Genomic DNA, 25,257 nt, shown 5'->3' with positions numbered 1-25,257 from the left:
CTGCTGGAACGTACTATCGGAACATTCCTTTATAATCTGTACATGTTCAGCTCCATGCTGTTTACCATGATCGGTATAATGCTTGCACACATATTCTGTACCTATATCATAAGGTATGATTACGCGAGCTCGACTGGTTATTTCGCATATGCATCGACATATTATATATTGATGTCCATATTCCTTGCCATAGCGGTATGCTATCCTGACATGAGCGTGTTATACGCCATGATCATACCAATCAAGATGAAGTATCTCTCGATACTGTATATCGTCATTATAGCGTATTACTTCATCAATGAGACATTTATGGGAAGAGTGAACATAGCCATGTCACTTGTGAGCTTTGTGATATTCTATCTGAGCACGAAGAACTTCAGAAAGTTTTCGCCAAAGCAGATGAAGAGGCGGCGGAATTATAACAGGCAGGTGCGGACAGCAAAACAGGAGAATATCGGACACAGATGCGTTGTGTGTGGAAGAACGGACAAAGATTATCCTGATCTGCAGTTCAGGTACTGCTCAAAGTGTACAGGTAACAAGGAGTATTGTCAGGATCATCTGTTTACCCATACACACAACTAGGATATATGATCAAAGATTTATAAAGAAGATAAAAGAGGAAGTTTATTATGTATAATGAAGAGAAGAAGCTTATAACCGATATACAGAGAAAGAAGGATCTGGACAGGAATCTTGCACTGTTTGCAGGGGTGGCATCGAAAGCAAATTATGAATATGCATGCCACAAATTCACCTTGAATTACCTGACACTCAAGGACATGCATATGGATGGGGATGTCCCTGATGATCCATATATCGCTCAGTGCCAAGCTGTGATCGACAAGATGATAGGCGACTTTGTTGTGGGAGATAAGACGGTGTGCGAGGATGCTGACATGAAGCTTATCTCGGATGTCAGGAACACCATAACAGCCAAGATGAAGGTGCTCACATCATACACGGATGCATTTGAGATGTATGAGTATATTTTAAACAGGAAAGAATACAGTTATCCGGAGAATGTTGACGAGGAGATACAGAAGGAGCTTAAGGAGCTCGATGAGGCGGGCGTCAGTGACTTTGCAGAAGAGATATACAGATTTGTGTTCGCAGATCAGGACAAGGTTGCCATCAACTCCAAACTGCAGTCCATCATAGGACAGCTCCCGATACGTATGACAAAGAACAGATTCTATGACATTCTGGGAGAAACTCTTGATATATATAATGGAGTGGAGAAGGAGTCTCTTGACCAGTTTATTGAGATGATCGAGAATACTGCTCTCATAAGACTTCCAGAGGGATTTGAGACAGAGTACCCTGAACTACATGAGGCGCTTGAGGTCTTAAAGGCCGGTGATTACACTGCTCTTGATTACGATGGTTACAGAAAGCTCACTGATGTGCTGGACAGAAGTGCAGCATTCCTGAATTCGGTTGTGACTGAATATATGCTCATCATAGAGCTTGTAAATGATCTCTATGTTATGATGCTTGCGCTGGATTCAAAGGAAGGCGTATCTGAGAGCTGTAAGAAAGCGATGACCGTCATAGAGAAGGCTGTCGCTGACGACGGAGAGCATCTTGAGGATGTATATGCACTCCTTGACGATATCGTCGGAGAACAGGAGCTGGCAGGAGAGCATAAGGTAATGCTTGAGTCCGCTGTGTACGACATCTCAACCGGTTACACCGATGATATTGCCGCAAATGAGCTTCAGGATACATACAGAGATCTGGAGATCATGGATAAGCTTCTCTCGGGAAGTATGTTTGTGGATATAGACAATATAGCTGTGATGGGCGTACTCAATGTGGATACTGATTATATAGCTGCATGTAAGGAGAAGCTGACAAATGAGTTTGCAGATCTGTTTGCGGCTAACTCAATGACAGTCAACAGAGCCATCATGGCAAAGATACTCTCCAACATACCTGTTTTCTTCAACACCACTGATGAGATCAGGGAATATGTAAACGGATCTCTTTCGAGATGCAGGGAAAAGAGTGAACTTCTTGCGGACTATATTGTTATAAAGCAGATGATGGAAGAATAAACTGTTTATTACAGGTGATTGAATATGGTCATTGATGATAAGTTTTATGTTGGTGGAGCCCGGGACCGGCAGATCATAAGGATGGTCAGAGGAATAAGGCGCTTCCATAGAGTAAAATATGTGCCTGGAGTGTTCGTTATCACACTTCCGTTGTTTGGAGATGGGATTCTGGAGATATATGAGTTGAATGAACTCAGGCAGAAGATCTACACTGACATGGGCGATGCTATACATATTGTCGGTGCAGCTCCAAGCAGATTCCAGGCTGTACTGCTTGTCAGGGATATAATAGATGATATATATAAGAAGACCGGGGATGTTGATGTGGAGAGATTTTTTGCATCGTGACCAGATAGTCTCTGGGTCTAAGGGGATGGAGCATGCATATTGTTTGGTTGATATTGAAGATACTGCTCATAGTTATCCTGTCGCTGGTGGGACTGGTAGTGCTTCTTGCACTTCTCGTATTGTTTGCGCCGGTGAGATACAGGGCGTATGTGAAGAAGGATGATGACATATTTGCGAAGTTCTCTGCCAGATGGCTTGGTTTTGTCCTGTGTTTTAAGGTTTTGTATGATTCGGACGGCCTTCGGTACAGGCTGAGGCTGTTTGGCGGAACCATCATGGGCAGCGAAAAAAGTGCCATACCGGAGCCGGAAGAAGAGGTATATTCTGAACCCGGGGAATACAGTCGGGCTGAGACAGAGGAAGAAGCTTCTGACAGTCCGGGATATGAAGACTATCCATCGGTGGAGCCGGAGGACAGGCAGTTTCTTCTTGAGGACAGCGAATTTGAGGAGCCCGTACCGGGGCCGCTCATCAGGCTGGGCAGAAGGATAGACAGTATGGCAAAGACGGTTGTATCGAAGTTCAAAGATCTGTCAGAGAAGTTTGCCAGTCTGAAAAAGAAAAAAGATGGCTATACTAAGCTTGTACACAATGTCAGAACAAAGGAAGCCATGAGAGTTTTCAAGGTTGAACTGATAAAGGTGTTAAAGCATCTTAAGCCCACAAAGCTTAAGGGGCAGATCATATATGGTGCGGATGACCCGGCAACAACAGGTGAGCGCCTGGGGTATATGAGCCTGCTTTTCCCGCTATACTATGATAATATAGATATAACACCGGATTTCTCTGAAGCCCGGCTGGAAGGAGACCTGTTCATGAAGGGCAGGATAAGACTTGGAACAATCGGCTGGAGCGTGCTGAAGGTGATCTGGAACAAGAATGTCAAGATAACTATTGCTCGATTAAAAAAGATATCAGGAGGAAATTGATATGGCAAATATGAATATTGAGGGAACACTTGGTTCTATGTTTAAGGGAATGGATGGCTTTATATCATCGAAATCGGTGGTGGGAGAGCCTGTGTATGTCGGTGACACGATCATTATTCCTCTTGTAGATGTCAATTTTGGTATGGCTGCCGGAGCGTTCAATAAGCAGGACGGCAACAAAGCTGCCGGAGGAATCGGAGCAAAGATGAGCCCGTCTGCTGTTCTTGTCGTCTCAGGAGGAAATACGAGACTTGTAAATCTCAAGAACCAGGATGCCGTAACAAAGATCATAGACATGGCCCCAGAGGTCGTAGATAAGATCGTGGGTCTGTTCAAGAAGGACAAGACAGAGGAAGAGAAGAATGTTGACAAGGCGATAAATGATGTCGCACAGTCAGAGGAATCTGTCACAGAATAATAAATATCAGAATATATAATATAAGTAAGATTCAGTGCGTTGGGAAATGCATTATTAAAAAGTCACCACATATAATGATAATAAATCATTATGGTGGTGATTTTTTATCTGGAAAAAATTCACAGGATTTGCGTTTTTTTTCACAGCGGTGGGAGTGGTTATAGGATATTTCATAAGTGGATTTGTGGAATTTCTCATAATCGTTATATTATTGCTGTTATCTTATATATTCTCCTGCAGATAAAAAAATAAGAGTGATGATCCTTGAGGATCATCACTCTTATTTATACCAGAACTGAATCGGTGATATTATGCAAATATTATGCACGCTCGACCTTACCAGATCTTAAGCAAGATGTACAAACATAGATCTTCTTTGGTGTACCATCAACTACAGCCTTAACAGACTTAACATTTGACTTCCACATCTTGTTTGCTCTTCTATGAGAGTGGCTCACTTTGATACCGAAATGAGCACCTTTATCACAAATTGAACATTTTGCCATAATAGCACCTCCTTCAATGAATAAACTAACTTTCTTCCTAAGTTCACAACAAGACATATAATAGCAGATTATTTTTCCATATGCAAGCAAAATATTTATTTTTTATTGGAAATGAAGAAATACTATAGAATAAAATTAGATTTATGCTATAATTGATGAGTAATTGTGTTTATAAGTCGGTAGATATGATGAACACTGGTGACTTTGTTAGAAAGGAGTCGTGTATGAAGGAATATATTAATAGCGATAACGGTAAAGTAAGTATAGATGAGAGTGTTGTTGCACAGGTTGCAGGACTTACAGCCCTTGACTGTTTTGGAATAGTAGGAATGGGAATAGTCAGTGTCAAGGACGGAATTGTAAAGCAGCTCCGCAGAGACAATGTTTCTAAGGGTGTAAATGTACGTTTTGATGAGAATGGTGATATAGTCATTGAGCTGCACATAGTTGTTGCTTATGGCGTTAGTATAAAGGCTGTCACAGACAATCTTATGCAGTCGGTAAAGTACAAGGTAGAGGATTTTACGTCGTTTAAGGTCAGCCATATCAATGTCTATGTTGAAGATGTTAAAGTACTTGATTAGTTTGGAGGATAGAGTAAAGTGAGTAATACGATTGATGCGCTTGCACTGAAGAAAGCATTTATTGCCGGTGCCAATAATCTTGATAAGAACAAGGAATATATCAATGAACTTAATGTGTTCCCTGTGCCTGACGGAGATACAGGAACTAATATGACGCTGACAATCCTGTCTGCAGTGAAGGAGGTTGAGGCGGCACCTGATGATATGAAGTCCATAGCAAAGGCCATGTCCACAGGTTCGCTCAGAGGCGCCAGAGGTAACTCAGGTGTAATTTTGTCACAGCTTTTGAGAGGCTTCAGCAAGAAAGTGCAGGACGCAAGGACCATAGATGTTCACGTTATAGCAGACGCTTTTCAGAAGGCTGTGGAGACTGCATATAAGGCTGTCATGAAGCCTAAGGAGGGAACGATTCTCACAGTTGCCAAGGGCGTGGCGTCCAAGGCAAGGGAGTGTGCTGATGCAGATATGTCCCTTGCACAGTTCTGCGACGAGGTTATTGAATATGGAGATGCCGTTCTTGATTCCACTCCTGAGATGCTTCCGGTTCTGAAGGAAGCCGGCGTGGTCGATTCAGGTGGACAGGGACTCATGGTGGTGCTCAAGGGGGCTGTCGACTGTCTCATGGGCAGAGTTACAGTTGAACTCAGCAAGAACACAGGAACAGTGAATGTGGCAAGAACATCCACAGGCGCAGGCAACGATTCCTTATCCACAGCGGATATAAAGTTTGGATATTGTACAGAGTTTATTATCAATCTTGAGAAGCCATATGGCGAGGCTGAGGAGGATGATCTGAAGAGCTTCCTCGAGTCTATAGGTGATTCGATAGTATGTGTATCTCTTGATGATATAGTTAAGATACATGTGCATACCAATCATCCTGGTCAGGCATTTGAAAAGGGTCTTACACTTGGATACCTTACTAATATGAAGATAGACAACATGAGGATAGAGCATCATGAGCGTGTTATTGGTCAGGCAGAGCGCGATGAGGCCGAGAAGCAGGAGGAAGAGAGACAGCACAGAAAGCAGGAGCATAAGGAGCCTCGTAAGAAGTATGGATTTATTACGGTATCCATGGGTGATGGTCTCAAGACTCTTTTTGAAGAGCTTGGAGCAGACCGTGTTATAGAAGGCGGACAGACCATGAATCCAAGCACTGAGGATATGCTCAATGCGATCGATGATGTGAATGCCGAGAATATATTTATACTCCCGAACAATAAGAATGTTGTTCTTGCGGCTAATCAGGCGGCAACTCTGTGTGAAGATAAGAATATAATTGTGATTCCAACCGCGAATGCTCCTCAGGGCATAAGCGCCATGATCGCATTCGACAGTACAGTCGATGTGGACGAGAACAGATCTGCCATGAAGTCGGCTGTCAAGAATGTCAAAAGCGGACAGGTAACTTATTCCGTAAGAGATACCTCGATCGATGGAAAGGCCATCAAGGAGGGCGATATCATGGGTATCGGCGATAAGGGGCTTGTCAGTGTTGGAAATGATATAGAGAATGTAACATTTGAACTGATCGCAGATGCGGTCGATGAGGATTCAGAGGTTATAAGCATATATAATGGTGCTGATGTGTCTGAGGAGGATGCGCAGAAGCTTGCTGGCAGAGTGGAGGAGGCATATCCGGACGTTGATGTGCAGTGCTACTATGGCGGACAGCCGATATACTATTATATAGTATCTGTGGAATAACTTTCTGTGTATCTGTGAGATCCGTTGTGAAGAGGTGTATGTATGGAATTGAATGACTCCATAAAGACAATAAAAGGCATAGGTGACAAGACTGCGTCGGCATTTGCCCGGCTTGGGATAGAGACGGTGAACGATCTGCTTCTCAATTACCCCAGGACATATGTCACCTATGAGGATCCGGTGGATATATCAGATCTGCAGGCGGGAAGCAGGCAGTCCGTGAGGGCTGTTGTGAACAGCCGTGCGGAGATCAGAAAAGTACATGGACTGACCATAGTAATATTGTACGCAAAGGATTTCTCTGGGACAATTAAACTTACCTGGTTTAATTGTCCTTTTTTGCGTAATTTCTTTCATATAGGTCAGGAGTTTGTGTTTGTAGGAAATGTGGCTTATAAGGGCGGTATGATGACCATGACGCAGCCGGAATACTACACTGATGATAAATACGGCGAACTTACGCATGTTTGGCAGCCGGTGTACACGGTAACGCCCGGTATAACCTCGAAGACCATACAGAAGGCTGTGAGAGGCGCAGAGGAAGTCATAGACAGGCTTGAGGATTACCTGCATGACAATGTGCTTGATGAGTACCATATTATGGGTATACAAAAGGCTATCCACTCGATTCATTTTCCTCAGGATGAGCAGAAGCTCAAAGGGGCTGTGAAGAGGATGGCATTTGATGAATTTTACAGCTTTATATCAAACCTTCACAGGATAAAAGACGACAATGTGTATGCAGAAAATACATGTATAATAAACTGTGATGAGGAGGTCAGGACGTTTATTGAGAACTTGAGGTTCAGGCTTACCGGGGCGCAGATGAATGCGGTGCGTGATATGCTTGACGATATGCGCTCTGAACATGTCATGAACAGGCTGGTTCAGGGGGATGTCGGATCAGGAAAAACCATAGTTGCAGCAGCCGGATTATACGCAGTGGCTGCAAGTGGCTATCAGGGAGTGATCATGGCACCGACTGAGGTTCTGGCGGTTCAGCATTACAAGGAGCTCAGTTCACTGTTTGAGCCATACGGAATATCTGTGGGACTTCTGACGGGTTCCATGACAGTGAAAGAGAAAAGAGAGATGTACAGCCGTATCAAGAATATGGATGTGCAGGTTGTGGTCGGAACACATGCCCTCATACAGGACAAGGTGGAGTATGGAAGACTGGCGCTCGTTGTAACTGATGAGCAGCACAGATTCGGTGTAAAGCAGCGCGAGAGACTTGCGTCAAAGGGAGAAGCTCCGCACACGCTTGTTATGAGTGCCACACCTATTCCGAGAACCCTTGCGATCATCATGTATGGCGATCTTGACATTTCAGTTATAGATGAGCTCCCGGCGGGAAGAATCCCGATCAAGAACTGCGTTGTGGATGAGAGCTACAGGAAGACGGCTCTCGGCTTTATCATGAAGGAGGTCTCACAGGGGCATCAGATATATATAGTCTGCCCGATGGTGGAGGCCAGCGAAGTTCTGGACGATGTTGCAAATGTGACCGAGTATACGGAGGAGCTGAAGAAGTCCATCAGGGATGGATATGGCGGTGACACTTCGGTGGTATGTTTGCACGGTAAGATGAAGGCGGAGGAAAAGAACAGGATACTCCAGGATTTTGCAGATGGTAAGATAAGCATTCTTGTCTCAACTACGGTCATAGAGGTTGGAATAAACAATCCAAATGCCACAGTTATGATGGTGGAGAATGCAGAGCGTTTTGGCCTTGCGCAGCTCCATCAGCTCAGGGGACGTGTAGGAAGAGGAAATCTCCAGTCGTACTGCATTTTCATGAGCGGAAAAAAGGACAAGGATACTATGGAGAGACTGAATGTTCTGGAGAAGTCAAATGACGGCTTCTATATAGCCGGTGAGGATCTCAAGATGAGGGGCCCGGGCGATTTCTTTGGAATAAGACAGAGCGGGGAGCTGATGTTCAAGGTTGGGGATATATACAATCATGCTGACATGCTTAGGGCGGCGCAGGACGTATACGACCGCTATGGACAGGAGATAGATGCGAAACTGATAAACAAAGGGGATGACAGGCTGTACACTATGCCTGTATTATAAATAAAAAAAGGGGGTATACCATGAAAAATAAGAAAACGATAGTTATGGGAATAATTATTGGCATTTTGCTGATAATTATAGCGGTTATGGGATATGTGATCGCTTCGGGAAAGAAAGGTGATTCCGTTAAGAAAGAAACGCTGCAGGAGACTTCTGCAGGCACAGAAGAAGTGAAAAGTGCTGACAATACGGGCGATACAACTGAGCCGTCAGAAAAACAGGATGACCAATCCTTGGATATTGCAGGCGATTTCTATGCTGAGATAGGACATGATACAACGTGGGAGGCAGATGGCAAAAAGTGTGCTACAGAGAGCATCAACATATATAACAACACATCTGCGTCTGCAAAGGATTGGAAGCTTGAGATTACATATAAGGGAACTCCGGCTGTAGATCAGATATGGGGCGGAGAGTACAAGATATCAGGCAAAACAGTGTCAATAAAGGCCGTGGATTACACCCAGGAGATACCGGCTAAGGGCAGTATCAACCTCGGATATAATTTCTCTTCAGATGACCTCGCCGTTGAGAAATACGTGCTGTATGTAAATGACACACAGTACAGCGGAGATGGTCTTAAGATGGTAGCTTCAGCGCCTGAGAAGACCGACAGCAATGAAACAAGCGGAGGCGGGAAAAATACAGAATCCGCTGCCACTGAGAAGAAAAACAATACAAATGTTCCGGGAGAGATCCCATTTGAAACACATGGAAAACTTTCGGTAAAAGGAACGGATATAGTGGACATGAATGGAGACAAATATCAGCTTAAGGGTGTCAGCACCCATGGAATCACATGGTTCCCTGATTATGTGAATAAGGAAGCCTTTGAGACTCTGCGGGATGATTGGGGTGCAAATCTTATAAGACTTGCGATGTATACGGATACAGGAGACAGCTACGGATACTGCAGTGGCGGAGATAAGGACGAGATACTTGCTCTTGTCGGCAAAGGAGTTAGTGCAGCGACTGAGCTTGGCATGTATGTCATAGTTGACTGGCACATACTAAGCGATAGTGATCCGAATAATCATATAGATGATGCAAAAGAATTCTTTGACAAGGTATCTAAGAAATATGCGGCACAGGAAAATGTCATATATGAGATCTGCAACGAGCCGAATGGTGGAACCCAGTGGAGCAGTGTCAAGTCATATGCCGAGACCATAATACCGGTCATCAAGGCAAACGACAAAGATGCTCTGATAATCGTGGGAACTCCAAACTGGAGCCAGGATGTCGATATTGCGTCACAGGATCCGATAACCGGTTATGACAACATCATGTACGCAGTGCATTTTTATGCGGCTACCCACAAGGATGACCTGAGAAATAAGGTTAAGACGGCTCTGGACAACGGACTTCCTGTATTTGTGAGTGAGTTCAGCCTGTGCGATGCATCGGGCAATGGAGGTATTGATTACGATTCATCTGACGAGTGGTTCAAGCTTATAAACGAGAATAATCTCAGCTATTCATCATGGAGTCTGTGTAACAAGAATGAGACATCGGCACTTATAAAGTCCGATTCAACAGCCACGGGCAGCTTATCCGATGGAGATCTGTCTGACACCGGAAAATACGTGAGAGACAGAATAATGGGAAAATAGTGTGAAGATTGGAAGCTTTTCTTGTAATTTGGCAAAAGGCATGGTATAAGAATGTCTGGCAGGAAAAGTTTATGATATACAGTACATATAGATAGGAGAAGAATATGAGGGTTATTGCCGGCAGTGCAAGAAGTCTGAAGCTGGTGACGATTGATTCGATGGACACCAGACCGACAACGGACAGGATAAAAGAAACCTTATTTAATATGCTCTCAAATGATATTCCGGGATGCCGGTTCCTTGATGTGTTCAGCGGAAGCGGAGCTATTGGAATAGAGGCGCTCAGCCGTGGGGCAGCCATGGCGGTATTTGTCGAGAACAGCAGAAAAGCAGTGGAGTGTATCAATAAAAACCTTGCGTTTACGAAGCTTGCCGACAGGGCACAGGTCTTGTCAGCGGATGCAGTTCAGGCAGTGGGGATGCTGGAGAGACAGGGACAAGCATTTGACGTAATATTTATGGATCCACCATATGGAAAGCTTCTGGAAAAGGCTGTGCTTGAAAGACTTGCAGGTTCACCTCTGATGGATGATGACACAATGGTCATTGTGGAGTCTGATCTTGACACGAATTTTGATTATCTTGATGATCTGGGACTGGAGCTTTATAAGACGAAGAAATATAAGACCAATAAACATACATTTATATATAGGAGACTGGAAGATGAGTAGAGCTATTTATCCGGGAAGTTTTGATCCGGTGACACTTGGCCATTTGGATATAATTAAGAGATCTGCGGAAATGTTTGATGAGCTGATAGTCGGGGTGCTCAATAATACCGCAAAATCTCCATTGTTTTCTTTGGAAGAACGTGTTAATATGTTAAAGAATGTAGTCTCAGATATCCCAAACGTGAAAGTTATGGGTTTTGGAGGACTGCTGGTGGATTTTGCAAGACAGAACGACGTGAAGGTCATAGTGAGAGGTCTTCGGGCTGTGTCGGATTTTGAGTATGAATTACAGATTGCCCAGAGCAACAGGAAGGTTGCCCCGGATATTGACACGGTTTTTCTTGCGACCAGTATTGAGTATTCGTACCTGAGCTCAAGCGTAGTCAAGGAATATGCGAGCTTTGGTGTGGATGTACATGATTTTATCCCGGAGGAGATCAGGGATACATTGAGAGATCGATATTCGATAGACAGAGATTGACAGGCGAAGGAAGAATTTTTGGATAGATTATTAGGAGGAGAAAAACATGGCAAGAAAAGGTATTGAAGAGATGATCAGTGAGATAGAGATATTTATTGACAATTGTAAGTATCAGCCATTGTCATCCAGTAAGATTATTGTGCCAAAGGAAGATCTGGAGCAGATGGTGGGCGAACTCAAGCTCAAGCTTCCTAATGAGATAGAGAGATGTAAGAAGATCATGAGAAACAAGGAGGCTATACTTGCGGATGCAAGAGCCAGAGCTGATTCTATCATCACAGAGTCTGTTGCAGAGGCAAACAGACTGGTTGATCAGAGCCAGATAGTTGAGCTTGCCAACATCAGAGCGAATGAGATAACAGACATGGCGAGAAGCCAGGCTGAGCAGATCATCGCTGAGGCGAATGCGGATGCCAAGGAAGTCAGAGCAGGTTCCATGTACTATTCAAAGGACAAGCTCACAGAGATAAGCCAGTATATAAATGCAACACTTCAGGCAGAGAGAGCGAACTATGAGAACCTCATTAAGTCTCTTGAGGACAATGCGGCAAGAGTTACAGACAATATGGCAGAGCTTGATTCAAGTATAGCTCAGATCAACGGTGTTCCTGAGCAGGTACAGCCAAGTGCTGACGATTCAGCATTTGCTGATGATGACAACACAGATTACAATGTATACGGCAAGACAGAGTATTCATCAGACGACTCTGACGATGAGGATTATGATGACGAGGATTACGATGATGAATATGACGACGAGGATGAGGATGATGAGGAGTTCCTCGACGAGTAATCACGCCAGATGATACAGGATGTATTTACAGACACATCATATAGAAAATGAAACACAGGAAGGCACATACTATTTTCCCTGTTGTGTATTTGATGAAAGACAGCCCGGATATTCTTATCATATCACGGCTTTGGAACAAGGCGGATAGCCCTCCAAAGGCAGTGAGTGAGAGAATGAGGGCTGTCTTTATTTTTGTGGAAATATCCATGCTGTATAATACTGGTACACCGCCGCCTATCTCCAGATATGTGGATATTATGGTGCATGCATCGCCTGAAAAGTAGCTGCACATAAGATTTCCTGCAATAGCAAATATGACCATGTACACACCGATCACAGTTATATTGTGTACCGAGCTGCTTATTATGTCAGAATACGTATTTTCTGGCTTCCCTGAATTGGGGCTCTGGTTGTCTGATGATACTTGGACTGTTGCGGCAGTAAGCAGCTCCGTGGAAGTGCTGGAGCGGTGGGATGACATACATGACAGAGTAAGCGCTATTACAGTATAAATGATCTGTGGAAGATATACAGCCTCGATCAGCCGTGCAAACGATATATATTCCATCAAATGATCCCTGTATATGTAATTGTAAAGAAACATCGGACTTATATTGTTGCACATCGGGAGTAGGCTCTGACATACGTTTTCAGAGATGACCCTCTTTCGGTAAAAGAAAGCTATGATGATCGTGCCTGTGGGAAAACCGCATAGCAGGCCTATTATAAAGATGATCGCATATGCGCAGCATTTTGATACTTGTATCGATCTGAGAAAGCTGGTTATAACACCGGTCAGCAGCATAAAGGGGAGCAGGATAGGTACAATGGATGAGTACCATAGCTGTAACCCCTGGGTGCATCCGGATCTGATGATGTCTGAATTTAAACATGCAAATATTATAATTGAAGCTGTTAGAATTATATAACATACGTTCTTCATATGCCAATTGTATTCATTTTATAGAGCAAATATGATAAATAAGAATATGTCATATAACTATGACAGGTTGTTCAAAATCGGTCTTTATACTGATTTTGTATTTGTTGTATACCATGTTTCTGTATATGTCTGCGGCTTTTATGTCGTATGAGAACATGGACAGACCTGTGGAATCTGTACTTTTGTATATCTCGGCTGAACGGGTTATGATCGGTACCTGCGAAGCCTTTTTCATGCTTTTTATCACGGCACCTGCATCTTTTTTTAGTCCAAGAAGCTTGATGTAGGCTATCCAGCCGTTTTCTTTAAAATGGGAATAGTCATCACATCTCAGGTCTGTGATGGTGTGCAGCAGACCTCTCTGAATGTGCGTGAGAGTATAATTCCTGCATTTAAGTGCTGTTGCGGTCTCAGTAAAGGATAGATTTGTGTCAAGCCTGGAGAGACGGTTGCAGAGATCTCTATCCATGTCAACGATGTCATCCGTGCACGGAGCAAGTATCCTTCGTGCTGACAGGAGATGAGACAGGTCGTCGTCGAACATCGGAAATGACTTTCTGTACGCATTTTGCAGGATGTTGTAGCAACTGTCAGGAATGTGGCGCCTTAAGCTTTCAACATCACCTGACCGGAGTAGCTCACGTATGGCTGAGGCCGAACAGATGTCGTTGTCGGTGGCAGTGCTGTTGTATTCTGATAAGATCCTTCTGATCGGGACAGGTTTGATCCTGGAGTCTATCTGTATAAGAGTAGCAATATACTCTATGGCCAGAATGTTGTTCGGGCTTGCCAGGATACGGTCAAGATCGGCGCTGGTATAACCGGTAAGGTTCTGGTTCTGCAGATACTCGGAGATGGCGGCTGCTCTGGCTGATCCATATGAGATGCCCGAAGATACGGATTTTTTTATGAATTCCGATACCTGTGGCGGTTCATTGACGGTGAGTTCGGCAATTTTTTGCAGAAGATCCATGTCATCACATTCTGCGCCGAATGAGATATAGTCTATGCCATCAAGAGCGTTCATCATGCAGACTGCGGCATGTGCATAGTCTCTGGCACTTGATGATGCGTATACAAATGGAATCTCGAACACAGCGTCTACACCGCATCTCAAAGCAATCTCGGTTCTTGTGTGCTTATCTGCTATGGCAGGAACGCCTCTCTGAAGAAAATTGCCGCTCATAAAGCATATGACATGTTCGGCACCAGTTAGAAGCTTCGCCTGCTGTATCTGATATTCGTGTCCCTTGTGAAATGGATTGTATTCGCAAACTATGCCTACTGTGCTCATGGCTCCTCCTTGAAATGCGTGTTTTATAACCTGTCACGATTTATAATGCCTTTGTCGGTAAAGTTTATTCTATCTTAATAATTAATGGCTGTAAAGTGTGTTATAATGACGGACATAAAGATGTTAAGTGAAAAATTCAAGATGCGGCATTGTTCTGATGCCGATGATCCCCACATACCAGACAGATATTGATTAATTAAGTGAAGGCAGCCAATTTATGGTTGACAAAGTGGCAATAATCTAATAGTATATTAAAAGATAATCGAACATATGTTTAGGAGGAAAATATAATGGCGAATAATTCCGGTAATGTAAATATTGATGATAAGAGAAAGGCATTGGATGCCGCTATAGCACAGATAGAGAAGCAGTATGGTAAGGGTTCGGTGATGAAGCTTGGCGATTCCAATGCGAATATGAATATAGATGTGATCCCTACAGGATCCCTCAGCCTTGATATAGCACTTGGACTTGGCGGTGTGCCTAGAGGAAGAATCATAGAGGTGTTCGGACCTGAGTCGAGTGGTAAGACGACGGTAGCACTTCACATTGTTGCTGAGATACAGAAGAGAGGCGGAATCGCAGGCTTTATAGATGCCGAGCATGCGCTTGATCCGACATACGCCAAGAACATAGGTGTAGATATAGACAATCTTTACATATCACAGCCTGACTGCGGAGAGCAGGCTCTTGAGATCACAGAGACCATGGTCAGATCGGGAGCGGTTGATGTCGTTATCGTGGACTCTGTTGCTGCACTTGTACCAAAGGCAGAGATAGACGGAGAGATGGGCGATTCGCATATGGGACTTCATGCCAGACTTATGTCACAGGCGCTCAGAAAGCTCACTGCTGTTGTCAGCAAGACCAACTGTGTTGTCATATTTATCAATCAGCTCAGAGAGAAGGTTGGAGTTGTGTTCGGTAACCCTGAGGTTACAACAGGTGGTCGTGCACTTAAGTTCTATGCTTCCGTAAGACTTGACGTAAGAAGAATTGATACGCTCAGACAGGGCGGTGAGATCGTAGGTAACAGAACAAGAGTTAAGATAGTTAAGAACAAGGTGGCTCCTCCATTCAAGGAGGCTGAGTTCGATATCGTGTTCGGCAAGGGTATATCTAAGGTCGGAGATATTCTTGATCTTGCTGTTGCGAACGACATAGTGGATAAGTCCGGTGCATGGTACGCATACAACGGCAATAAGATAGGTCAGGGAAGAGAGAATGCGAAGGCATATCTTGAGAACAATACAGCTATCTGTGATGAGATAGAGCAGAAGGTAAGAGAGGCGGTTGGTGTTGCCGGAGAGTCTGCCGAGAACACTGTAGATGATGGAGCAGATGAGTAGGATCGCAACTGTCACTGATATCAGGAAGATCGATGATAAAAGGTTTTGTCTGTTTGTGGACTATGAGCCTTTTTCATCGGTCTATGCATCGGATATACGAAGATTACATCTTGCCTGTGACGGTGAGATAGAATGGAGTAAACTTGAGGAATTCAGACGGGACTATCTGTTCAAACGTGCCATGAACAAGGCTGTGAACTCCATAAAGTTTTCGGACAAGTGTGAATACGATATCAGGCAGAAGCTTAAGGATCTGTATTACGACGAAGAGATCGTGGATCAGACCATCGACAAACTGAAGTCGTATGGATATATAGATGATTACAGGTATGCATGTGGATATGTACGCAGAAACTCCGCTAAAAAAGGCATTCGTGTCATACGATTTGAATTGCAGGCAAAGCATATAGGCCAGGATGTTATCGATCTGGCTGTGGAAGACTCAGACATATCAGACGAAAGCGACAGGATAACACATATTTTACAAAAAAAATACACTGTGGAAGAACTGACTGAAAAGCGTGATAAAGTCTATGCATACATGTACAGCAAGGGTTTTGACAGGCGTAAGGTTTCTGAGTGTATACGAAATATTGTCTCTGATATTACTTGACATAACATCTTAAAAATATTAAACTTAAATAGTTGTATTCTTGTACAATGAAAACTTAATAAGGAGGTGCTCCTGTGAATTCACCAATAGTATGGGGAATAATCGCTGTTGTTGTAGTTGCACTGCTTGTTGCTACATGGTTTATCGCTATTGCATATCGCAAGAACATAGTAGAGACCAAGATAGGAAGAGCAGAGTCACAGGCAAGAGAGATTATTGACGAAGCTCAGAAGACCGCCGAGGCTAAGAAGCGCGAGATACTGCTTGAGGCAAAGGAAGATTCCCTTAAGACACGTAATGACCTTGAAAAGGAAGTAAAGGACAGACGTGGAGAACTTTCACGTATGGAGAAGAGAATTCTTGCACGTGAAGAGAATCTTGATAAGAAGACTGAGGCAGTTGAGAAGAAGGAAGCTAGTTTAGCTAACAAGGAAAGCGCGCTGGACAAGCAGAAGGCTAAGGTTGAAGAGTTACAGGCGAAACGTTTACAGGAACTTGAAAGAATTTCAGGTTTGACCTCTGAACAAGCAAAAGAATACTTATTAAAGACTGTTGAAGATGAAGTAAAGCATGAAACAGCAGTTATGGTCAAGGAATTAGAAACCAGAGCTAAAGAAGAAGCGAACAAGAAGGCGAAGGAGTATGTTGTCAATGCAATACAGAGATGTGCGGTTGATCATATCTCAGAGACAACGATCTCATTAGTTCAGTTACCTAACGACGAGATGAAGGGTAGGATAATTGGTAGAGAGGGTAGAAATATTCGTACCCTTGAAACTCTCACAGGCGTAGATCTTATCATAGACGATACTCCTGAGGCAGTTATCTTATCAAGCTTTGATCCGGTAAGACGTGAGGTAGCAAGAATTGCACTTGAGAAACTCATCGTGGATGGTAGAATCCATCCAGCCAGAATCGAAGAGATGGTTGAGAAAGCGCAGAAGGAAGTTGAAAACATGATGCGCGAGGAAGGTGAAGCTGCTACTCTTGAGGTAGGAATTCACGGAATCCATCCAGAGCTGGTAAGACTTCTTGGAAAGTTGAAATTTAGAACAAGCTACGGACAGAACGCATTGAAGCACTCTGTTGAGGTAGCTCAGTTGTGTGGTTTGTTGGCCGGAGAGATAGGTGTCGATATCAAGGTTGCAAAGCGTGCTGGATTACTCCATGATATAGGTAAATCACTTGATCATGAGATGGAGGGTTCACATGTTCAGATCGGTGCAGATCTTTGTAGAAAGTACAAAGAGTCAGCGCTTGTTGTCAATGCGGTAGAATCACATCACGGTGATGTTGAGCCTGAGTCATTGATAGCACTTCTGGTACAGGCTGCAGATACAATTTCTGCTGCAAGACCGGGAGCAAGAAGAGAGACCTTGGAGACTTATACTACAAGACTTAAGAAGTTAGAGGATATTGCTAATTCTCATAAGGGTGTAGATAAGACATTTGCTATTCAGGCAGGTAGAGAAATTCGTGTAATGGTAGTTCCTGAGCATGTAAGCGATTCTGATATGGTATTGCTGGCTAGAGATATTGCAAAGCAGATCGAAGACGAGCTTGAGTATCCTGGACAGATTAAGGTAAATATTATAAGAGAGTCACGCGTGACAGATTACGCAAAATAAAAATTAGGGTTTGTAGAGATGATCTACAAACCCTTTTTATGATTTGTCATATACAGTTTACCATTCTTATGCATGACAAACTATAAAACGGGAGGTGAGATTAAAAGATGGAAAAATTCAAGAGGATAAAGACGGAAGTGGCATACAGAGCGCATGTGTTTGATGTATATAACGACTATCTTGAACTGCCTGATGGCAGAGATGTTGTATATGATCTGATAAAGCATCACCCGGGAGCATGCATTCTTCCAGTGAAAGACGATGGATCGCTCATACTGATAAAGCAATACAGGAATTCTATTGATGATATAACCTACGAGGTTCCGGCTGGTTTTATCGATGAGGGAGAGTCTCCTGAAGATGCAGCCAGAAGAGAACTCAGGGAAGAGACAGGGTTTACCGCGAAGGTTGTGGAGTATGTGACTAGAGCAGTTCTGGCTATCGGTACAAGTGATGAACAGACTTACGTGTATATAGGCAGGGAACTTACCAGAGGAATATGTGCATTGGACGAGAATGAATTTATAGAGACCGAGGAGATAGGTCTTGATGATGCACTCAATATGATAAGAGATGGCAGGATAGTGGATTCCAAAACAATAATTGCAATCTACGCATATTGGGGTAAGAAATGCTCCCAAACAAGCAATCACATAATTTGAAACATAGAAAATTCAACTGAAACATTGTCGGAATTAAAAAATGTGAAATATTTTTGAAAAGAATTATGTCAATATCTAGTATACATAATTTGATCGCGCACCGCATTTTGTACTTTTATTAAAAATGCCGTGAAGCCTTGATTTTACTTGTTAAAATAGTGTTTGATTTTATTTACATTTGTATTTATAATATAATTCAGTCTACATAACTAAGGGGATAAATTAGTGGAACAATACATAGACAGATATGTTGATTATTTAAGAAATGTAAAAAAATCCAGTGAGAATACTGTTGCATCATATCGGAGAGATCTGATAAAATTCTACAGGTATTTTGACGAGAAGGGCATAACGAGGATTGATGATATTAATGAAACTTATATCACTTCGTATGTGTTGGAAATGGAGAAACAGGGGATGTCCATGGCTACGGTGTCACGTAACATTGCATCCATAAAGTCATTCTATGCCTATCTCATGAGGGAGAGGATAGTGAATGATGATCCAACGGAGAATATCAAGCCTCCGAAGATCGTGAAGAAGGTTCCTGAGACGCTTACCATAAGTGAGGTGAACAAGCTTCTCGACCAGCCTACCAACAAGACTCCAAAGGAGATCAGGGATAAGGCGATGCTGGAGCTGTTGTATGCTACAGGAATACGTGTTACAGAGCTTGTGACATTGAAACTCACGGATGTCAACATAAAGCTTGGGTTCATTGAGTGCCACGACGGCGACAGGGTGAGGACTGTTCCGGTTGCGGAGGTTGCTCAGAGAGCCCTCAGCAGATATATTACTGAGGTGCGCGATGATATGAGTGGAGGCAGTGATTATCTGTTCTTCAACTGCAAGGGTGCACCTATGACGAGACAGGGATTCTGGAAGATAATAAAGTATTATGCGGCTAAGGCCGGCATAGATAAGGATATAACACCTCATATGATAAGGCATTCATTTGCCTCACATATGTTGGGGAATGGAGCGGATATAAAGTCTGTTCAAGAGATGCTTGGACATGTGGATATTGCGACAACCCAGATATATCTTACAAATAAGCAGAGTAAGCTCAAGGAAGAATATGCAAAGGCATATCCGAGGGCCTAACAAATAACTTATAAACTAAGGAGACAATTAAATCATGGAAAACAATTACTACGTTCCGGCACAGATCATTGAGAATAATCTCAAGGGTGCTGTTGGAAAGGCAAATCTCAAGCTGTACAAGATGATCATGATGGGATTCTTTGCAGGAATGTTCATTGCGATAGGAGCTGAGGGATCAAACCTTGCGGTGCATACGGTGGACAATTTCGGACTTGCGAAGACTCTTGCAGGATGCATATTCCCTGTAGGACTCATGATGTTATCGATTATCGGTGCAGAGCTGTTTACCGGAAACTGTATGATGATAACAGCGGTTATTGATGGTAGGATAAAGCTTGTGCAGATGCTCAAGAACTGGGTTATTGTATATCTCAGCAATATGCTTGGATCAGTTGTGACTGCAGCTCTTATATATGGAAGCGGTCAGTTTGATAATTCAGCAGGCGGCCTTGGCGCTTATACCATCAAGGTGGCTATGGGTAAGACAGGCCTTGATTTTTGCAATGCGTTCATGTCGGGAATAATGTGTAATGTTCTCGTGTGCATCGCGGTTCTCATGTCATCTTCGGCTAAGGATATAATTGGAAAGCTGTTTGCATGCTTCTTCCCGATAATGGTATTCGTCGTGTCAGGTTTTGAGCACTGCGTTGCAAATATGTACTATATACCTGCAGGTCTGATGGCTGCATCAAACAGCAAGTACGTGGACAAGGCATGCGAGCTCTATGGATATACCGCACAGCAGATAAGTGACCAGCTCACAGTGGGACATTTCTTCAGTAAAAATCTCCTCCCTGTAACGCTTGGTAATATCATCGGCGGTGGTCTGATAGTGGGAATTGGACTTTACATCATCAACAAGCCTAAAAAGGTGGAAGAGTAGAATCTGGCGCCAGACTTATAGGCAACAAGGTCAGAATGATGGACTGAATAAATGATGGAATGAAAAATAAGATAGATAAATAAAAAACAGATATGGCATGATTTGAGGAATCACCCCTGGATCATATCACATCTGTTTTTTATTATTTACATTTTATCGCATTATTGTTTGTCGCAATTTTCAGTTTGTTTGACAATTACTTATAAAAGTCAATTATCTTGTCCATTCTGGATGACATATTCTCAAATATAAGATCAAGGATCGTCAGGGCGGTCATGGCCTCGACGACCACAACAGCTCTCGGCCCAATGATAGGATCGTGGCGGCCTCTGATCGAGACCTCTATGTTATCCCTGGACTTGTTAACGGTTTTCTGTGTGGATGCGATGGATGGGGTCGGCTTGAAATGCGCCTTGATGATTATGTCTGAACCATCGCTCATTCCGCCGAGAATACCTCCGGCGTGATTGGTCTCCTTGTCTACGTTATAACCGTTCATGACAAATGCATCATTGTTATATGAACCTCTTGCAGTGGATACCTCGGTGCCGTCGCCAATCTCGACAGCTTTCACAGCTCCGATGGACATAACTGCCTTTGCGAGGCATGCATCCAGTTTGTCAAATACCGGTTCACCGATACCTGCCGGCATTCCATGCACGATACATTCAACACCAGAGCCTATGGAATCGTTCTCTGCCATGCAGTCTTGAAGAAGGATTGATGCCTTCTCGTAGGCATCCGGGTCCGGCATATTGAGGTCGTTCTTAAGTATATAGTCAGCGTCAAAATTGTTCCTGTCTATATGTACATCACCGATGGAAGATACGTAGGTAGTTATGGTGATACCGAGTTCCTTCAGTATCTTTGAGGCGATCGCACCGGCTGCAACTCTGCCGATGGTCTCTCGTCCTGATGAACGGCCGCCGCCTCTGTAATCCCTGAAGCCATATTTTTCATCAAATGTATAATCTGCGTGGCCTGGTCTGTAATATGTGGCGATATCTCCGTAATCCCCGGAGCGCTGGGATGTATTTCTCACCATCATGGATATAGGAGTTCCGGTTGTCTTTCCCTCGAAAATTCCTGACAGTATCTCTATGGTATCGGATTCCTTTCTAGGCGTTGAGAACTGTGAAAATCCGGGTTTTCTGCGATCCAGAAATACCTGTATATCTTCCTCACACAGTGGAAGACCGGCAGGGCAGCCGTCAACGACAACTCCCAGAGCCTTTCCGTGGGATTCTCCCCATGTGGTGATGGTAAATTTATTTCCTATGGTGGAACCTGCCATAATATATCTCCTTTCAAATGCGGTGAAACCTGCCGCTCTCTATTCGGCAAATGAACTGCAGAATCCTGCAGCGCAAATGTCCACGCGCACTATTATAGCATAGATAAGTTTGTGATAACAAGAAATAAGTTGGGATGCTGTAAAGTGTGAAAGCGTATAAGGCGAATGTCAAACCGCGAATATTACCGGCCGGGGTTGTAATGAAATATGTTATATATTAAAATATCTATGAAATAAATGAAAGAACGAAAGGACACGGCTGAAAGCACAGCCGGACATAAGGTGGTCAAGAAAATGGAGAAATATTATATAGTAAAATCGATAGACGGAGATTACGCAAATCTTGTTGATGAGAATGATCTTGGCGGTGAGACAAAGCTCGTTGCAAGGGCGCTGCTTCCGGAAAGTATAGCGGAAGGAACAAGGCTGCACTATGCATTTTTGCAGTATGAAATTGCGGATTAATTTCCTCTTTACAAAACCAGACACATATGTTATCCTACACAAGGTCAACTGACACTTAGTTTGAGGACACCTCTAGGCCTTTTGCCCGGTGTCAGTCATGTATATTATTTTATAGGAGGATTGTTATTATGATAACAAAAGAGCAGAAGCAGGAAATCGTAGCTAAGTACGGCAAGGATGCAAACGACACAGGTTCAACAGAGGTTCAGATCGCACTTCTTACAGCAAGAATCAACGATCTCAACGGACATTTCAAGGCTAATCCAAAGGATCATCACTCAAACCGTGGTCTTCTTAAGATGGTTGGTCAGAGAAGAAACCTTCTTGCATACCTCAAGAGCAAGGATATCGAGGCATACAGAAAGCTCATCGAGAGCCTTGGACTTAGAAAGTAATTTCTATTCGAGCCTTAATACAATAACAATTATGGGAATCATGTGTACACGCATGATTCCTTTTTATTTGCCCGGACACATTTTTATGGTATCAAATAGTGTAAACAGAGGCGTTTGGATATTGTATTTTTTATATTCGTATGATAAAATTTAAAAGATTGTGGAATGACATATCGAGACTTCTATAAAGAATATCATGGATCATCGCTGAAAGATGGCAAAAAGGTTATAAGACATGGTGTTTTTTATAGTTGTTTCGACGTCTTCCACAATACAAATAAATATTAAATCAAGGAGATTTTGAGATGAGTAAGGAATTCAAGAGATACCAGAAAGAGATCGCTGGCAGAATGCTCACTGTTGATATCAACAGAGTAGCTGCACAGGCAAATGGTGCTGCATTTATCAAGTACGGTGACACAACAGTGCTTTCAACATGTACAGCTTCAGAGAAGCCAAGAGACGGAATTGATTTCTTCCCACTTTCAGTAGAGTATGAGGAGAAGTTATATTCAGTAGGAAAGATACCTGGAGGATTCAATAAGAGAGAGGGTAAGGCATCAGAGAACGCTGTCCTCACATCACGAGTAATCGACAGACCTATGAGACCTCTTTTCCCTAAGGATTATAGAAATGACGTAACACTCAACAACCTTGTTATGTCAGTAGATCCAGAGTGCAGACCGGAGCTGGTTGCAATGCTCGGATCATCTATCGCAACATGTATATCAGACGTTCCATTTGATGGACCATGTGCCATGACACAGGTAGGTCTCATCGACGGAGAGTTCATCATCAACCCAACACAGAAGCAGTGGGATGAGGGTGATCTGAAGCTCACAGTTGCATCTACATCACAGAAGGTTATCATGATCGAGGCCGGTGCAAATATTGTACCTGAGGCTAAGATGATCGAAGCTATCTACATGGCTCATGATATCAACCAGGACATCATCGCATTTATCAATGAGATAGTAGCTGAGGTTGGAAAGCCAAAGCATTCATATGTAAGCTGTGCAGTTCCAGAGGAGCTCTTTGCAGCGATTAAGGAGATCGTTCCTCCAGAGGCTATGGAGGAGGCTGTATTCTCAGACGAGAAGCAGGTTCGTGAGGAGAACATCAGACAGATCACAGAGAAGCTTGAGGAGGCATTTGCAGACAACGAGGAGTGGCTTGCAGTTCTTCCAGACGCTATATACCAGTATCAGAAGAAGACAGTAAGAAAGATGATCCTCAAGGATCACAAGAGACCTGATGGACGAGCTATCAACCAGATCAGACCACTTGCTGCTGAGGTTGACATCATTCCTAGAGTCCACGGCTCAGCTATGTTTACAAGAGGACAGACACAGATCTGTAACGTATGTACACTTGCTCCACTTTCTGAGATCCAGAGAGTTGACGGACTTGACGAGAACGTTACATCCAAGAGATATATGCACCACTACAACTTCCCTTCATACTCAGTAGGAGAGACAAAGGTTTCAAGAGGACCTGGACGTAGAGAGATTGGACACGGTGCACTTGCTGAGAGAGCACTTCTTCCTGTACTTCCAAGTGAGGAAGAGTTCCCATATGCGATCAGAACCGTATCAGAGACATTTGAGTCAAATGGTTCAACATCAATGGCATCAACATGTTCATCATGTATGTCACTCATGGCTGCCGGTGTTCCTATCAAGGCTATGGTTGCCGGAATCTCATGCGGACTTGTAACAGGTGATACAGACGACGATTACATCGTACTCACAGATATCCAGGGACTTGAGGACTTCTTCGGAGATATGGACTTCAAGGTAACAGGTACAACAGAGGGTATCACAGCTATCCAGATGGATATCAAGATTCACGGACTTACAAGACCTATCGTTGAGGAGGCTATCGCAAGAACACGTGAGGCAAGACTCTTCATCATGGAGACATGTATGAAGCCGGCCATCGCAGCTCCAAGACCAACGGTCAATGAGTTCGCGCCAAAGATCAAGCAGATCAAGATTGATCCAGAGAAGATCGGTGAGGTTATCGGACAGAGAGGTAAGACTATCAACACTATCATCGAGGAGACAGGTGTTAAGATCGATATCGATGATGAGGGAAGAATCTCTATCTGTGGCGTAGAGCAGGCAGGTATGGACAAGGCTATCGAGATGATCAACATGATCGTAGAGCCTCTTGAGGTTGGCAAGAACTACCATGGTAAGGTTGTAAAAGTTATCGACTGTGGAGCTATCGTATCGCTTGCACCTAACAAGGATGGACTCATCCACATCTCAAAGCTTTCAGACAAGAGAGTTGCAAAGGTTGAGGATGTTGTAAATGTAGGTGATGAGGTTGACGTTAAGGTCATCAAGATCGACGAGAGAGCAGGAAGAATAAGCCTGAGTCTCAAGGATGTACAGTAAATAACAGTTCTGAGCTAAACTATAATAAGGATA

The 25,257-nt window shown here is 43.4% G+C and carries 26 protein-coding genes; 22 read left to right on the top strand and 4 right to left on the bottom strand.

Annotated elements, in window-relative coordinates; translation table 11 throughout:
* From ABUA34_RS06165 to ABUA34_RS06145, 5 genes are all read left to right on the top strand, one after another.
* Positions 1-585, top strand: a 585-nt coding sequence (locus tag ABUA34_RS06165; protein ID WP_349823008.1) for a hypothetical protein, incomplete at its 5' end; no start/stop codon positions are given.
* Positions 586-632: 47 nt separating this feature from the next.
* On the top strand, positions 633-2,060 hold the full coding sequence (locus ABUA34_RS06160; RefSeq protein WP_055273441.1) for a hypothetical protein: 1,428 nt from the start codon (positions 633-635) through the stop codon (positions 2,058-2,060).
* A 24-nt stretch (positions 2,061-2,084) separates the two neighbouring features.
* Positions 2,085-2,408, top strand: a complete 324-nt coding sequence (locus ABUA34_RS06155) for a hypothetical protein (RefSeq protein ID WP_015534869.1) — start codon at positions 2,085-2,087, stop codon at positions 2,406-2,408.
* 32 nt (positions 2,409-2,440) lie between these two features.
* Positions 2,441-3,337, top strand: a complete 897-nt coding sequence (locus tag ABUA34_RS06150) for a DUF2953 domain-containing protein (protein ID WP_117549020.1) — start codon at positions 2,441-2,443, stop codon at positions 3,335-3,337.
* Position 3,338: 1 nt separating this feature from the next.
* A complete protein-coding gene (locus ABUA34_RS06145) occupies positions 3,339-3,755 on the top strand; it encodes a GerW family sporulation protein (RefSeq protein WP_015534871.1) in 417 nt (138 codons plus the stop codon).
* Between the two features lie 320 nt (positions 3,756-4,075).
* Here ABUA34_RS06145 and rpmB read toward each other — a convergent pair whose 3' ends face one another.
* Positions 4,076-4,261 (bottom strand): 50S ribosomal protein L28, encoded by a 186-nt coding sequence (rpmB, locus tag ABUA34_RS06140; protein WP_015534872.1) that lies wholly within the window; start codon positions 4,259-4,261, stop codon positions 4,076-4,078.
* A 224-nt stretch (positions 4,262-4,485) separates the two neighbouring features.
* Here rpmB and ABUA34_RS06135 point away from each other — a divergent pair, with 224 nt between their 5' ends.
* From ABUA34_RS06135 to ABUA34_RS06105, 7 genes are all read left to right on the top strand, one after another.
* A complete protein-coding gene (locus ABUA34_RS06135; RefSeq protein ID WP_015534873.1) occupies positions 4,486-4,845 on the top strand; it encodes an Asp23/Gls24 family envelope stress response protein in 360 nt (119 codons plus the stop codon).
* 18 nt (positions 4,846-4,863) lie between these two features.
* Complete coding sequence (locus ABUA34_RS06130; RefSeq protein ID WP_055222561.1) at positions 4,864-6,555, top strand: DAK2 domain-containing protein; 1,692 nt, start codon at positions 4,864-4,866, stop codon at positions 6,553-6,555.
* 42 nt (positions 6,556-6,597) lie between these two features.
* A complete protein-coding gene (gene recG / locus ABUA34_RS06125; protein ID WP_349823007.1) occupies positions 6,598-8,634 on the top strand; it encodes an ATP-dependent DNA helicase RecG in 2,037 nt (678 codons plus the stop codon).
* A gap of 20 nt (positions 8,635-8,654) precedes the next feature.
* Positions 8,655-10,247 carry a cellulase family glycosylhydrolase gene (locus tag ABUA34_RS06120; protein WP_349823006.1) on the top strand — a complete coding sequence of 531 codons (1,593 nt, stop codon included), beginning with the start codon at positions 8,655-8,657 and terminating at the stop codon, positions 10,245-10,247.
* Positions 10,248-10,351: 104 nt separating this feature from the next.
* Positions 10,352-10,918 carry a 16S rRNA (guanine(966)-N(2))-methyltransferase RsmD gene (gene rsmD / locus ABUA34_RS06115; RefSeq protein ID WP_055144569.1) on the top strand — a complete coding sequence of 189 codons (567 nt, stop codon included), beginning with the start codon at positions 10,352-10,354 and terminating at the stop codon, positions 10,916-10,918.
* Positions 10,911-11,399: a pantetheine-phosphate adenylyltransferase gene (gene coaD, locus ABUA34_RS06110; RefSeq protein ID WP_022216541.1), complete on the top strand. Its 489-nt coding sequence runs from the start codon at positions 10,911-10,913 to the stop codon at positions 11,397-11,399. The genes rsmD and coaD overlap by 8 nt, the downstream gene beginning before the upstream one ends.
* 46 nt (positions 11,400-11,445) lie before the next feature.
* Positions 11,446-12,192: a V-type ATP synthase subunit E family protein gene (locus tag ABUA34_RS06105; protein WP_022216540.1), complete on the top strand. Its 747-nt coding sequence runs from the start codon at positions 11,446-11,448 to the stop codon at positions 12,190-12,192.
* Positions 12,193-12,217: 25 nt separating this feature from the next.
* Here the strand turns inward: ABUA34_RS06105 and ABUA34_RS06100 are convergent, their stop codons facing one another.
* Positions 12,218-12,760 (bottom strand): hypothetical protein, encoded by a 543-nt coding sequence (locus tag ABUA34_RS06100; protein ID WP_156329360.1) that lies wholly within the window; start codon positions 12,758-12,760, stop codon positions 12,218-12,220.
* A 115-nt stretch (positions 12,761-12,875) separates the two neighbouring features.
* Here ABUA34_RS06100 and ABUA34_RS06095 point away from each other — a divergent pair, with 115 nt between their 5' ends.
* Positions 12,876-13,121 (top strand): hypothetical protein, encoded by a 246-nt coding sequence (locus ABUA34_RS06095; RefSeq protein WP_133302885.1) that lies wholly within the window; start codon positions 12,876-12,878, stop codon positions 13,119-13,121.
* Positions 13,122-13,184: 63 nt separating this feature from the next.
* On the opposite strand, the gene ABUA34_RS06090 is transcribed toward ABUA34_RS06095, so the two are convergent.
* Positions 13,185-14,429, bottom strand: a complete 1,245-nt coding sequence (locus ABUA34_RS06090) for a tRNA(Met) cytidine acetate ligase (RefSeq protein WP_349823005.1) — start codon at positions 14,427-14,429, stop codon at positions 13,185-13,187.
* Positions 14,430-14,719: 290 nt separating this feature from the next.
* On the opposite strand from ABUA34_RS06090, the gene recA reads away from it, so the two are divergent.
* From recA to ABUA34_RS06060, 6 genes are all read left to right on the top strand, one after another.
* A complete protein-coding gene (gene recA, locus ABUA34_RS06085) occupies positions 14,720-15,778 on the top strand; it encodes a recombinase RecA (protein WP_022216537.1) in 1,059 nt (352 codons plus the stop codon).
* Positions 15,762-16,391, top strand: coding sequence for a regulatory protein RecX (locus ABUA34_RS06080; RefSeq protein WP_349823004.1), 630 nt, complete (start codon positions 15,762-15,764; stop codon positions 16,389-16,391). The genes recA and ABUA34_RS06080 overlap by 17 nt, the downstream gene beginning before the upstream one ends.
* A gap of 74 nt (positions 16,392-16,465) precedes the next feature.
* Positions 16,466-18,019: a ribonuclease Y gene (rny, locus tag ABUA34_RS06075; protein WP_022216535.1), complete on the top strand. Its 1,554-nt coding sequence runs from the start codon at positions 16,466-16,468 to the stop codon at positions 18,017-18,019.
* A gap of 107 nt (positions 18,020-18,126) precedes the next feature.
* The gene (locus ABUA34_RS06070) at positions 18,127-18,681 is read left to right on the top strand and encodes an NUDIX hydrolase (protein ID WP_055222571.1); all 555 of its coding nucleotides are present in this window, start codon (positions 18,127-18,129) and stop codon (positions 18,679-18,681) included.
* 225 nt (positions 18,682-18,906) lie between these two features.
* Positions 18,907-19,785, top strand: a complete 879-nt coding sequence (gene xerD / locus ABUA34_RS06065; RefSeq protein ID WP_055144557.1) for a site-specific tyrosine recombinase XerD — start codon at positions 18,907-18,909, stop codon at positions 19,783-19,785.
* 34 nt (positions 19,786-19,819) lie between these two features.
* Positions 19,820-20,668 carry a formate/nitrite transporter family protein gene (locus tag ABUA34_RS06060; protein WP_055222574.1) on the top strand — a complete coding sequence of 283 codons (849 nt, stop codon included), beginning with the start codon at positions 19,820-19,822 and terminating at the stop codon, positions 20,666-20,668.
* Positions 20,669-20,864: 196 nt separating this feature from the next.
* Here ABUA34_RS06060 and aroC read toward each other — a convergent pair whose 3' ends face one another.
* Positions 20,865-21,962, bottom strand: coding sequence for a chorismate synthase (aroC, locus tag ABUA34_RS06055; protein ID WP_022216531.1), 1,098 nt, complete (start codon positions 21,960-21,962; stop codon positions 20,865-20,867).
* A 294-nt stretch (positions 21,963-22,256) separates the two neighbouring features.
* Between aroC and ABUA34_RS06050 the strand changes: the two genes are divergently transcribed.
* The 3 genes from ABUA34_RS06050 (at position 22,257) to ABUA34_RS06040 (ending at position 25,224) form a co-directional block, all read left to right on the top strand.
* On the top strand, positions 22,257-22,427 hold the full coding sequence (locus tag ABUA34_RS06050) for a hypothetical protein (RefSeq protein ID WP_055144551.1): 171 nt from the start codon (positions 22,257-22,259) through the stop codon (positions 22,425-22,427).
* 128 nt (positions 22,428-22,555) lie between these two features.
* Positions 22,556-22,822, top strand: coding sequence for a 30S ribosomal protein S15 (rpsO, locus tag ABUA34_RS06045; RefSeq protein ID WP_004851136.1), 267 nt, complete (start codon positions 22,556-22,558; stop codon positions 22,820-22,822).
* A gap of 305 nt (positions 22,823-23,127) precedes the next feature.
* Positions 23,128-25,224 carry a polyribonucleotide nucleotidyltransferase gene (locus ABUA34_RS06040; protein ID WP_022216529.1) on the top strand — a complete coding sequence of 699 codons (2,097 nt, stop codon included), beginning with the start codon at positions 23,128-23,130 and terminating at the stop codon, positions 25,222-25,224.
* The last annotated feature ends 33 nt before the right edge of the window (positions 25,225-25,257 follow it).

The organism is Coprococcus sp. RTP21428st1_C9_RTP21428_210409, from assembly GCF_040227395.1.
In the GTDB taxonomy this organism is placed as follows: domain Bacteria; phylum Bacillota; class Clostridia; order Lachnospirales; family Lachnospiraceae; genus Coprococcus; species Coprococcus aceti.
Note: the sequence above shows the minus strand (reverse complement) of the source record. Positions and strands in the feature narration are given on the sequence as shown.

Excerpts from the sequence above, each read along its gene's own strand:
- ABUA34_RS06160 (WP_055273441.1), top strand. The coding sequence starts at position 633 with ATGTATAATGAAGAGAAGAAGCTTATAACCGATATACAGAGAAAGAAG.
- ABUA34_RS06155 (WP_015534869.1), top strand. The coding sequence starts at position 2,085 with ATGGTCATTGATGATAAGTTTTATGTTGGTGGAGCCCGGGACCGGCAG.
- ABUA34_RS06150 (WP_117549020.1), top strand. The coding sequence starts at position 2,441 with ATGCATATTGTTTGGTTGATATTGAAGATACTGCTCATAGTTATCCTG.
- ABUA34_RS06145 (WP_015534871.1), top strand. The coding sequence starts at position 3,339 with ATGGCAAATATGAATATTGAGGGAACACTTGGTTCTATGTTTAAGGGA.
- rpmB (WP_015534872.1), bottom strand. The coding sequence starts at position 4,261 with ATGGCAAAATGTTCAATTTGTGATAAAGGTGCTCATTTCGGTATCAAA.
- ABUA34_RS06135 (WP_015534873.1), top strand. The coding sequence starts at position 4,486 with ATGAAGGAATATATTAATAGCGATAACGGTAAAGTAAGTATAGATGAG.
- recG (WP_349823007.1), top strand. The coding sequence starts at position 6,598 with ATGGAATTGAATGACTCCATAAAGACAATAAAAGGCATAGGTGACAAG.
- ABUA34_RS06120 (WP_349823006.1), top strand. The coding sequence starts at position 8,655 with ATGAAAAATAAGAAAACGATAGTTATGGGAATAATTATTGGCATTTTG.
- rsmD (WP_055144569.1), top strand. The coding sequence starts at position 10,352 with ATGAGGGTTATTGCCGGCAGTGCAAGAAGTCTGAAGCTGGTGACGATT.
- coaD (WP_022216541.1), top strand. The coding sequence starts at position 10,911 with ATGAGTAGAGCTATTTATCCGGGAAGTTTTGATCCGGTGACACTTGGC.
- ABUA34_RS06105 (WP_022216540.1), top strand. The coding sequence starts at position 11,446 with ATGGCAAGAAAAGGTATTGAAGAGATGATCAGTGAGATAGAGATATTT.
- ABUA34_RS06100 (WP_156329360.1), bottom strand. The coding sequence starts at position 12,760 with ATGGAATATATATCGTTTGCACGGCTGATCGAGGCTGTATATCTTCCA.
- ABUA34_RS06095 (WP_133302885.1), top strand. The coding sequence starts at position 12,876 with ATGATGATCGTGCCTGTGGGAAAACCGCATAGCAGGCCTATTATAAAG.
- ABUA34_RS06090 (WP_349823005.1), bottom strand. The coding sequence starts at position 14,429 with ATGAGCACAGTAGGCATAGTTTGCGAATACAATCCATTTCACAAGGGA.
- recA (WP_022216537.1), top strand. The coding sequence starts at position 14,720 with ATGGCGAATAATTCCGGTAATGTAAATATTGATGATAAGAGAAAGGCA.
- ABUA34_RS06080 (WP_349823004.1), top strand. The coding sequence starts at position 15,762 with ATGGAGCAGATGAGTAGGATCGCAACTGTCACTGATATCAGGAAGATC.
- ABUA34_RS06070 (WP_055222571.1), top strand. The coding sequence starts at position 18,127 with ATGGAAAAATTCAAGAGGATAAAGACGGAAGTGGCATACAGAGCGCAT.
- ABUA34_RS06060 (WP_055222574.1), top strand. The coding sequence starts at position 19,820 with ATGGAAAACAATTACTACGTTCCGGCACAGATCATTGAGAATAATCTC.
- aroC (WP_022216531.1), bottom strand. The coding sequence starts at position 21,962 with ATGGCAGGTTCCACCATAGGAAATAAATTTACCATCACCACATGGGGA.
- ABUA34_RS06050 (WP_055144551.1), top strand. The coding sequence starts at position 22,257 with ATGGAGAAATATTATATAGTAAAATCGATAGACGGAGATTACGCAAAT.
- rpsO (WP_004851136.1), top strand. The coding sequence starts at position 22,556 with ATGATAACAAAAGAGCAGAAGCAGGAAATCGTAGCTAAGTACGGCAAG.
- ABUA34_RS06040 (WP_022216529.1), top strand. The coding sequence starts at position 23,128 with ATGAGTAAGGAATTCAAGAGATACCAGAAAGAGATCGCTGGCAGAATG.